At 74.3% G+C, this 9,180-nt stretch carries 10 protein-coding genes; 5 read left to right on the forward strand and 5 right to left on the reverse strand.

Annotated features, from left to right (window positions below):
• Positions 1 to 71: 71 nt before the first annotated feature.
• The gene (locus AB0G63_RS38525) at positions 72 to 317 is read right to left on the reverse strand and encodes an acetyl-CoA synthetase (RefSeq protein ID WP_360760392.1); all 246 of its coding nucleotides are present in this window, start codon (positions 315 to 317) and stop codon (positions 72 to 74) included.
• 647 nt (positions 318 to 964) lie between these two features.
• Here AB0G63_RS38525 and AB0G63_RS38530 point away from each other — a divergent pair.
• The gene (locus tag AB0G63_RS38530) at positions 965 to 1,927 is read left to right on the forward strand and encodes a ferritin family protein (RefSeq protein WP_360760395.1); all 963 of its coding nucleotides are present in this window, start codon (positions 965 to 967) and stop codon (positions 1,925 to 1,927) included.
• 109 nt (positions 1,928 to 2,036) lie between these two features.
• Here AB0G63_RS38530 and AB0G63_RS38535 read toward each other — a convergent pair whose 3' ends face one another.
• Genes AB0G63_RS38535 through AB0G63_RS38550 form a run of 4 tightly spaced genes read right to left on the reverse strand, consistent with a single transcriptional unit; the run spans position 2,037 to position 4,295 of the window.
• A complete protein-coding gene (locus tag AB0G63_RS38535) occupies positions 2,037 to 2,669 on the reverse strand; it encodes a hypothetical protein (RefSeq protein ID WP_360760397.1) in 633 nt (210 codons plus the stop codon).
• Positions 2,670 to 2,726: 57 nt separating this feature from the next.
• Entirely contained in the window at positions 2,727 to 3,542 is an 816-nt protein-coding gene (locus AB0G63_RS38540; RefSeq protein ID WP_360760400.1) for a rod shape-determining protein, read from the reverse strand.
• Between the two features lie 5 nt (positions 3,543 to 3,547).
• Positions 3,548 to 3,937: a TraR/DksA C4-type zinc finger protein gene (locus tag AB0G63_RS38545; protein WP_360760403.1), complete on the reverse strand. Its 390-nt coding sequence runs from the start codon at positions 3,935 to 3,937 to the stop codon at positions 3,548 to 3,550.
• A gap of 46 nt (positions 3,938 to 3,983) precedes the next feature.
• The gene (locus tag AB0G63_RS38550) at positions 3,984 to 4,295 is read right to left on the reverse strand and encodes a TraR/DksA C4-type zinc finger protein (protein WP_360760405.1); all 312 of its coding nucleotides are present in this window, start codon (positions 4,293 to 4,295) and stop codon (positions 3,984 to 3,986) included.
• Positions 4,296 to 4,644: 349 nt separating this feature from the next.
• On the opposite strand from AB0G63_RS38550, the gene AB0G63_RS38555 reads away from it, so the two are divergent.
• The 4 genes from AB0G63_RS38555 to secD all read left to right on the forward strand — a co-directional run bounded on the left by AB0G63_RS38555 (position 4,645) and on the right by secD (position 9,119).
• Complete coding sequence (locus AB0G63_RS38555) at positions 4,645 to 5,592, forward strand: sensor histidine kinase (RefSeq protein WP_360760417.1); 948 nt, start codon at positions 4,645 to 4,647, stop codon at positions 5,590 to 5,592.
• Between the two features lie 8 nt (positions 5,593 to 5,600).
• Positions 5,601 to 6,260 carry a response regulator transcription factor gene (locus AB0G63_RS38560; RefSeq protein ID WP_360760408.1) on the forward strand — a complete coding sequence of 220 codons (660 nt, stop codon included), beginning with the start codon at positions 5,601 to 5,603 and terminating at the stop codon, positions 6,258 to 6,260.
• 43 nt (positions 6,261 to 6,303) lie between these two features.
• The gene (locus tag AB0G63_RS38565) at positions 6,304 to 6,777 is read left to right on the forward strand and encodes a hypothetical protein (RefSeq protein ID WP_360760411.1); all 474 of its coding nucleotides are present in this window, start codon (positions 6,304 to 6,306) and stop codon (positions 6,775 to 6,777) included.
• Positions 6,778 to 6,872: 95 nt separating this feature from the next.
• Positions 6,873 to 9,119, forward strand: coding sequence for a protein translocase subunit SecD (gene secD / locus AB0G63_RS38570; protein WP_360760414.1), 2,247 nt, complete (start codon positions 6,873 to 6,875; stop codon positions 9,117 to 9,119).
• Positions 9,120 to 9,180: the final 61 nt, after the last annotated feature.

Here is a 9,180-nt window from a genome sequence, read left to right on the forward strand (position 1 = left end):
TTCTTGGGGCGGTCGTGCGCCTCCCCCCCCCGGGGGGCGGGGGGGGGGGGGGCCGCGGGGGGGCGCGGGGGTCACCCCTCCCGCGCGTACGGGGTCACCGTCATGTCGAGGACGAAGACGCCGCGGGCCGCGCCCGCCACGTCCGGGGCCTTCGCCAGCGCGGTGATCTCGGCGCTGCCGCCCCGGGTGCCCGCGCACCGCAGCGAGGCGTGCGCGGTGCCGTCGGCATCCACGCGCCATCCGGACACCAGGGCGAAGACCGGCGCGGAACTCCGCACGGCCGTCCACCGCTTGTCGTCCGTGCGGGGCCGGAGCACCAGTGACACCACGGTCCCCGGCCGCACGCACACCCGCCGCCGGAGCGGACCGGCCGACGCCACGGTGATATCCGTCCGTCCCGCGACACAGCCGGTGGCCGTAGCCGAGGACGAGGCGGCGGGCGCGGACGGGCCGGGTCCCGTCGGGCTCGCGGCCCCGGTCGTGGGCGGGGCCGAGGCCGTGGGCGTCGGCTTCGGCTTCGGCTTCGGCTTCGGCGAGGCCGCTGGAGCGGAACTGCGCGGCGGCACGCTGCTCGTAGGGGCATTGCCCGGCGGCTCCGTCGAGCGGCTGTGCGACGCCCCTCCGGCCGATCCGCCGGCGGGCGACGCGCCGCAGGCGGCCAGGACGACCACCCCGGCGACCGTCCATGCCGCGGCCCACCACCGCATCCCGACACCTCCCGCCCGCTTGCCGGATTCCCAGGATGCCCCGTCGTCGGGGACGGAGCGGCGGTCGCGTGAGAACTCACCGAAGACCGGGGCGCGCCCCGTCCGCCGCCGGGCCACCGCCGCCGTGGTGACCCGCCCTGTTCACTCATCACGCCTACGTCGTCACCCGGGAGGCTCAGCAGACAGGGCGCGGGCGCGCTCCAGCGGTTCGTATGTGGAAGGGGCGTGTCATCCGAGAGCCCCCGGAGGAGGAAGTCGTGTTCCGCTCTATCCGTACGCTGCTGGTCGGTCTGTGCGCACTGACCGCGGCGTCGCAGGCAGCGCCCGCCCTGGCCCTCGCCGGCCCGGTCGACACCCACCCGCGGGCCCATGCCGCCCGGGCTCTTCATGCGCAGACGCTCGAGGACCTCAACACCACCATGAAAGGCGAGGCGTTCGCCTTCGCCTCCTACGACCTCTTCGGCACGCAGGCCGACCGCGAAGGCCTCACCGGTGTCGCCCGGCTCTTCCGGACCACGGCACAGACCGAGCTGAACGAGCACCTGCGCGAGGCGGCCACGCTGGCCGGCGTGGTCGGCTCCAACGCGGCCAACCTGCGTCAGGCCATCAACGGGGAGACGTACGAACACGAGACCATGTACCGCGAGTTCGCGGAGCAGGCCCGGCAGGACGGGGACGAGAACGCCGCCGAACTGTTCACGGAGATCGCCGCGGACGAGGGCCTGCACCGCGACGCGTTCCGTGCGGCGCTCGCCGCCCTGACGTCCGGCCAGGGCACCATCCCGGAGCCGCCCGCGGTCGACCCGGTCTCGGTGCCCGCCGGGCCGCCGCAGGTGCACGCCGCGCGGACGAAGGCCAACCTGGACACCGCGATGCACGGCGAGGCCCTCGCCTACGCCAAGTACATGCTGTTCGCGGAACACGCGGAGCAGACCGGGAACCCGGCACTGGCCCGCCTGTGGGAAGGGACAGCCACGGTCGAGCTGCGCGAGCACTTCGCCGGCGAGGCCGTCCTGGCCGGCCTGGTGCGCACCACGCGGGAGAACCTGAACCGCGCCATCGCCGGTGAGCGCTCGGAGGCGACCACCGTCTACCCGCTCTTCGCCGCACGGGCCGCCGCCGTCGGCGACACCGCTGCCGCCCGCTACTGGCTCGACACCGCCCGGGACGAGGCACGGCACGCCGTCGCCTTCAAAGCGGCGCTGATCCGGCTGCACTGAGCGCCACGCCCGGGCAGTACCCCGCGCCCCCGCCGGCCCTCCGCGCCGGCCGACGCCGGCCGTGACCGGCGCGCGCACGCACCGATCGCCGTAGGCCCTGCTCCAGGGCCTACGGCGATGTCGTCCAGCGGGGTGCTGTCTCGGCCCAGGCGGTGTCCCAGGCGGCGAGGTTGCGGCGCTGGACGACGCGGCCGGCGACCCCGTAGGCGGCGGCTGCGGTGGCGTGAACGCCGAGGGCGGCGATGATGGCCGTGCCCATCGCGCGGCTGCGGACCTGGCCGGGGCTCATGGGCGGATCGGTGATCTTCCCGTCGGTGCCGACCCAGACCCGGACGGTGCTGCCCCTGGGCAGGGCGGGCTGGACGTCGGTCGTGCCGGTGTGGGTGCGTCCGTCGGGGCCGGTGAAGCGGACCTTGGCCGGGTAGCGGGTCTTCCTGGCCTCGGTGGAGGTGGGTTCGGGGTGGCGCCGGGCGTCCTCGACGAGGGTGGCGGTGATGTGGTGGCGGGTGGCTGCCTGGTGCCGGGCGGTGCGGGTGTAGTGGTGGTAGGAGGCGTCGCCGGCCAGGAACATGGCGGCGGGGGTGGCTGCCAGGGCGGCCAGGAGCAGGCCGAGGCCGGTCCATGCCTGCACCAGGTCGCTGCGGCGGCGCAGCGGGTTGCGCCGCAGCCGCCAGAGCGTGACCCTGGGCAGTTCCTGCGGTGGTGGCGGTGGGAGTGGGGGTGGGGGTGTGCGGCCGGGCACGTGTCCTCCTTTCGGCGGTGGACGCGGCGGATGCGGAGTGCCGACGGGACAGCACATCTAACGGGAACGGGCGGCCGGGGGCAGGGGGCCGGAGGCGGAGGGGTGGCTGTGGGCGGCTTGCAGGAGCTTGGCGGCGCCGCGGACGGCCGCGGTGTGCGGGGCCGGCACCACTCGCAGCGGCGCGTGCAGCCGCCCGGTGAGGTGATACGTGATCTCTGGACGCAGGGCGCCGCCACCGGCCAGCAGGATGCCGCGGTGCAGGGCGTCGACGGTGAGCGAGGTGCGGTCCTGGCGGAGCATCGCGGTCAGCATCGCGGCCACCGCTTCGGCCATCTGCTCGGGTGTGGTCGGTCCGGTCAGGTCGCTGGTGCCCAGGGCGGCGCGGCGCGCGTCGGTGATGTCGCCGTCGCCCAGCAGCACCGCTTCGGTGAGGTGGGCGCCGATGTCCACCACCATCAGCGGACGGGTCACGTCCGCGCCGGCTGCTACGGCGATGGCCCGGGCGCTGGGCACGGTCAGCACCGTACGCGGGCGCAGCACGTCGATCGCGGCGCGGGCCTGGGCGCGGTAGGCGACGCCGTCCAGGACGGGAGCGGTGACGATGACCATGGGGCGGGTGAGGCGGGGCAGGCGGTCGGCGAGCAGGCGCTGCAGCATGCGGGCGCACCCGGGGGTGTCGACGATGACGCCGCGCCGGATGGGGTGCACCGCGTCGGCGCCGGGGAGAGTGACGGTGGGTACGTCGACGACCACGCCCCGGCCGGCGATCCAGACGCGGGTGCGGGCGCTCCCCATGTCCAGGGCGATGCCGCAGCAGCGCCGGCAGGCCGGCCAGGGCCGGTGCGGGGCGGCGGCGTGGGGGTGAGCAGACATGCCGGTCACGGGGCTGCCTTCCTGACCTGCTGGCAGCGTCCGCAGTAGCGGGCCTGCGGCACGATCATCAACCGTTCCCGGTCGAGGGGCCCGCGGCACAGGTGGCAGCTGCCGTACGTGCCCTCGTCCATGCGGGCGAGAGCTGCCTCGACGTCGGCGAGGACCATGCGGGCCGAGGCGGCGAGCTTGACGTGTACCTCGATCTGCGCGGCGTCCTGCTGCTGGAGCCGGACCTCGGTGCGGGAGGTGACCTCTCCGGCGAGCTGCTGCAGTTGCTCCTGCCGGAACAGGAGCTGCTCGTGCAGGGTCTCGCGCAGGGCGGCGAGGTCCTCGGCCGACAGGTGTGCCGTGCTCGGATGTGCCGTGCGCCGGCCGATGGTCTGGTGGTTCACCACTTCACCCCTTTGAGGGCAGGGCGTCGGAGGGTCGGTGCGGGCGTGGTCAGGTGGTGCGGCGACGGCAGGCGACGCAGAAGCGGGTGTAGGGGAGGATCTCCAGCCGTTCCGCGGGGATCGGCTGGGTGCAGCCCAGGCAGGTTCCGTAGGTGCCGTTCTCGACGCGGGCGAAGGCTTCCTCGATCTCTTTCAGGGCTCGCTGCATCGCGCTCCGCTGCTCGGACAGCAGGTGGTCGTCCGGGGTCTGTCCGGTCTCGTTGAGGGCCTGCAGCTGCGCCAGCCGGGAGCTGCGGGCGTGTTCCAGGCGCTGTCGCGCCTCGTGCAGGTGGGGTTCGGCCCGGGTGACGTCGAGCGACATGGTCGATCCCTTTCTCGAGGACTCGCCGCACGCGCGGCGTTCGCGGGGGCGGGTGCCGGACGGCGAACCGCCCGGCGGTGTCGCCGGGCCGACCGTCGGCCTGCCCGGTGCCTTCCACCCTGGCCGGGCCGGCGGCGGACACCTATCGGGCGCGGGCCCCATTTACGCCGGGCCACGGGATCCATGCGGCGACGCGTGGGTGGTGCGCGTCCCGGAAAATGGGGTCCGGGTCCCATCGACGGGGCACAGGGGACGGGGCAGGCTGGCCGCGGACTCACTTCGAGCACCCGGCACCGTGAACGTGGCGGGCCACAGTGGAGGTGAAGTGAGAAGGGAAGGCATGGGGCAGGTGTCCTTGTTCTGGCGGATCTTCGCCCTCAACGCCGTGGTGCTGGGCACGGCCACGGCCCTGCTGCTGTGGTCGCCGGTGACCGTCTCCGTACCGGTTCTGCTCACCGAGGCGGTCATCCTGGTCGCCGGTCTGGCGGTCATGCTGGTCGCCAACGCCGTGCTCCTGCGGCTGGGCATGGCCCCGCTGGACCGGCTGACCAAGCTGATGACCACGGTGGACCTGCTGCGTCCCGGCCAGCGCCTGCCTGCTTCCGGCGGCGGCGAGGTCGCCGAGGTGATCCGCACGTTCAACGCCATGCTGGAGCGGCTGGAGCGGGAAAGGGCCACCAGCAGTGCCCGGGCGCTGCTGGCGCAGGAGGCCGAACGCCGCCGCATCGCCCAGGAACTGCACGACGAGGTCGGCCAGACCATGACGGCGATCCTGCTGGGCCTCAAGCGCGCCGCGGACGACGCACCGGAGCCGCTGCGCAAGGACCTGACCGAGGTGCAGGAGATCACCCGGCAGAGCCTGGACGAGGTCCGCCGACTGGTGCGCCGGCTGCGGCCCGGCGTGCTGGACGACCTGGGTCTGGTCAGCGCGCTGACCTCGCTCACCGAGGACTTCGCCACCCACACCGGGCTGCGGGTCACCCGCCGGTTCGAGGCCGACCTGCCCGCCCTCGCCCCGGAGACGGAACTGGTCCTGTACCGCGTGGCGCAGGAGTCGCTGACCAACGTCGCCCGTCACGCGGAGGCCGAACAGGTCACCGTCGCCCTGTGTCACACCGACGACGGCGTGGTGCTGACGGTCACCGACGACGGCTCCGGCATCAAGGCCGCCCGCGAAGGCGCCGGCATCCGCGGCATGCGTGAGCGGGCCCTGCTCGCCGGGGGCAGCCTCGAGATCGGCCCGGCACCCCGCACCGGCACCCGGGTCCGGCTCGCCGCACCCGTCTCCAGGAAGTAGCTCTGCCCATGACCGGAACGACCACGATCCGCATCCTGCTCGCCGACGACCACGCACTGGTCCGCCGCGGGGTGCGGCTCATCCTCGACCAGGAACCGGACCTCGAAGTAGTCGCCGAGGCCGGTGACGGCGCGGAGGCCATCGAGCTGGCCCGCACCCGGGACGTCGACCTGGCCGTGCTCGACATCGCCATGCCCCGCCTGACCGGACTGCAGGCCGCCCGGGAACTGGCCGCCCTCAAGCCCGGCCTGCGGATCCTGATGCTCACCATGCACGACAACGAGCAGTACTTCTTCCAGGCTCTGAAGGCCGGTGCGAGCGGGTACGTGCTGAAGTCCGTCGCCGACCGGGATCTGGTCGCCGCGTGCCGGGCCGCGATGCGGGACGAGCCCTTCCTGTACCCCGGCGCGGTCACCGCGCTGATCCGCAACTACCTCCACCGGGCCCGCCACGGCGAGGAGACCCCCGACCAGATCCTCACCCCCCGTGAGGAAGAGGTCCTCAAGCTGGTGGCCGAGGGGCACTCCTCCAAGGAGATCGCCGACCTGCTGTTCATCAGCATCAAGACGGTCCAGCGGCACCGCGCCAACCTGCTGCAGAAGCTGGGCCTGCGCGACCGGCTGGAACTCACCCGCTACGCCATCCGCGTCGGCCTGATCGAGCCCTGAACTCCCGGCCCGCACCACCACCGTGACGAGAGGGGGACGGTGCATGCACCCCGCCGCGCGCACCGTCTCCGGCACCAGCACCGCCCGGCCCCCGGCCGTCGCGGTGCTGGCGGCCTTGGCGCTGACGGTGCTGACGCTGCTGGCCATGCTCGGCGCCGCCGGACCGCCGCCCGACACGACGCACCGGCCGGTGGTCGGTACGGCGGTCGGGGCGACCGCCGGTACAGCGGGCGGGCAGGCGGGCGGCTCGACGGCGGCAGCCGTCCAGCAGAGTGACACGGTGCCGCACGCCGGCGACGGATGCGACGCCGTCTGCGGCGTCCGGGCGGCGACTCGCCAGCAGGCGCAGAGCGAGCACCCTCCCCCGCGCGCCCACCTCGCCATCTGCGGTCCGGGCACGCACGTCGCCTCTCCCCGGTCGGCGCCGCTCCCGGCGCCGGCCGGGCACACGCCTTCGTCCGGTCCGCACACGTCCCACGACCGTGGTCGGGCACCGCCCGTGCCCTCCGGCGCCTGACACCCCCCTCTTTCGCACTTCACACCCCACCTCACCGGGCTGTGGCCTTCACCTGGCCGCGGCCCTGGCTGTGGTGCGCCTGCCGGAGGCCCCTCTTGAACCGTTCTGCGCGCGTGAGGGCACTGCTCGCCCTCGCCGTGATCGCCCTGTCCGTGTACATCGCCGTCACCGTGCCGGTCCGCCTCGGACTCGACCTGCGCGGCGGTACCCAGATCGTGCTGGAGACCCGTTCCTCCCCCACCGCCGAAGCCGACCGCGATGCCACCGACCGCACCCTGGAGGTGCTGCGCGGCCGTATCGACGCGCTCGGCGTCGCCGAACCCACCCTCGTCCGTTCCGGCGACCACCGGATCATCGTCGAACTGCCCGGCGTGCAGGACCCGAAGAAGGCCGCCGACGTCCTGGGCCGTACCGCGCAGCTCACCTTCCACCCGGTGCTCGGCACCGCCGACGCCGACTCCCGCTCGCTGCCCGGGCGGGCCGGCGAGCGGGTCCTGCCCGACGAGTCCGGCGGGCTGCTGCGTCTCGGGGCCGCGGCCCTGAGCGGCGAGCACGTGCAGGAGGCCGCGGCCCGGTTCGACCAGCAGGGCGGCGCCGGATGGCACGTCACCGTGGACTTCGAGGGCGCCGGCCGCGCGGGCTGGGCCCGGCTGACCGGTGAGGCCGCCTGCCGCCCGGCGGGCGATCCGGCACGGCGGGTGGCCATCGTCCTCGACGACAAGGTCATCTCCTCACCGCAGGTGGACCCGGCGGTCGCCTGCGGCGCCGGTATCCGCGACGGCGCCACGCGGATCACGGGCTCCTTCGGCCCGGAGGAGGCCCGTGAGCTTTCGCTGCTCATCAACGGCGGGGCCCTGCCCGTGCCGGTCGAGACCGTCGAACAGCGCACCGTCGGCGCGACCCTGGGCGCGCGGGCCATCACCGCGAGCGCCTGGGCCGCGGCCGTCGGCACCGCGCTCACCGCGCTGTTCGTCATCGTGGTCTACCGGCTGCTGGGCGTGCTGGCCGCCGTCGCCCTGGCCTGCTACGGCCTCGTCTCCTACGCCGCCCTGGCCGCGCTCGGCGCCACCCTGACGCTGCCCGGCCTGGCCGGTTTCGTCCTGGCGATCGGCATGGCAGTGGACGCCAACGTGCTGGTCTTCGAACGGTCCCGCGAGGAGTACGCGGCCCGCCGTCGCCCCAGCCCCCGCTCGGCGCTGGCGGCCGGGTTCCGCAACGCCCTCAGCGCGATCGCCGACTCCAACATCACCACTCTGATCGCGGCCGCTCTGCTGTTCTTCCTGGCGTCCGGGCCCGTGCGGGGCTTCGGCGTGACCCTCGGCATCGGCGTGCTCGCCTCCATGTTCAGCGCCCTGGTGATCACCCGCGTGCTCGCCGAGTACGCCGCCGGCCTCCCCCGGGTGCGCCGCAGCCCCCGTCTCACCGGCATCGCGACCACAGGCGCCGTCCGGGACCGCCTCAGCCGCCGCAATCCCCACCTGATGCGCCGCCCCCGCCGCTGGCTGGCCGCCTCAGCGGCCGTGCTGGTCCTGGCCGCGTCGGGCATCGCGGTGCGCGGCGTCGATCTGGGCGTGGAGTTCACCGGTGGCCGCCTCATCGAGTACACGACCGACGCACCCGTCGATGCCGACCGGGCCCGCACCGCGCTCGCGCGGGCCGGCTTCCCCCGGGCCGTCGTGCACTCCTCCGGCGGCACCGGCCTGACCGTGCGCACCGATCCGCTGAACGACGCCGAGGAGGCCCAGGTGACCGGCACGGTGCGCGACCTGGCCGGAGGGGCGGACAAGGTCCGCGACGAACTGATCGGCCCCAGCCTCGGGCAGGAGCTGCGCCGGAATGCCCTGATCGCGCTCGCCGTGGCCCTCGGGGCGCAGTTCGTCTACCTCGCGGCGCGCTTCCGCTGGCTGTTCGGCACCGCCGCGGTCGCGGCCCTGGCGCACGACGTGGTGATCCTGGTCGGCGTCTTCGCCTGGCTCGGCAAGCCCGTCGACGGGGTGTTCCTGGCCGCCCTGCTCACCGTCATCGGCTACTCGGTCAACGACTCCGTGGTCCTCTTCGACCGGGTCAGGGAACTGACCCGCAGGTCCCCGAAGGAACCAGTGCGGGACCTCGCGAACCAGGCGATCCTGCAGACCCTGCCCCGCACGGTGAACACCGGCCTGGGCGCCGCCTTCATCCTCACCGCCCTGGCCGTGCTCGGCGGGTCCTCGCTCACCGACTTCGCCCTGGCGCTCCTCATCGGCCTGGCCGTCGGTACGTACTCCTCCGTCTTCACCGCCGCCCCGGTGGCCGTGGAGATCCACCGGCGCGCCGGCCGGGCCCGTCCGTCCCGGGGGCGCTGACCGGCCGGCGGTTGCCCGCCCTTCGGCCCCTGTTCGGCGACGGCATCCGCGGATGCCGTCG

This window comes from Streptomyces sp. NPDC020996, from assembly GCF_040641355.1.
Classification (GTDB): domain Bacteria; phylum Actinomycetota; class Actinomycetes; order Streptomycetales; family Streptomycetaceae; genus Streptomyces.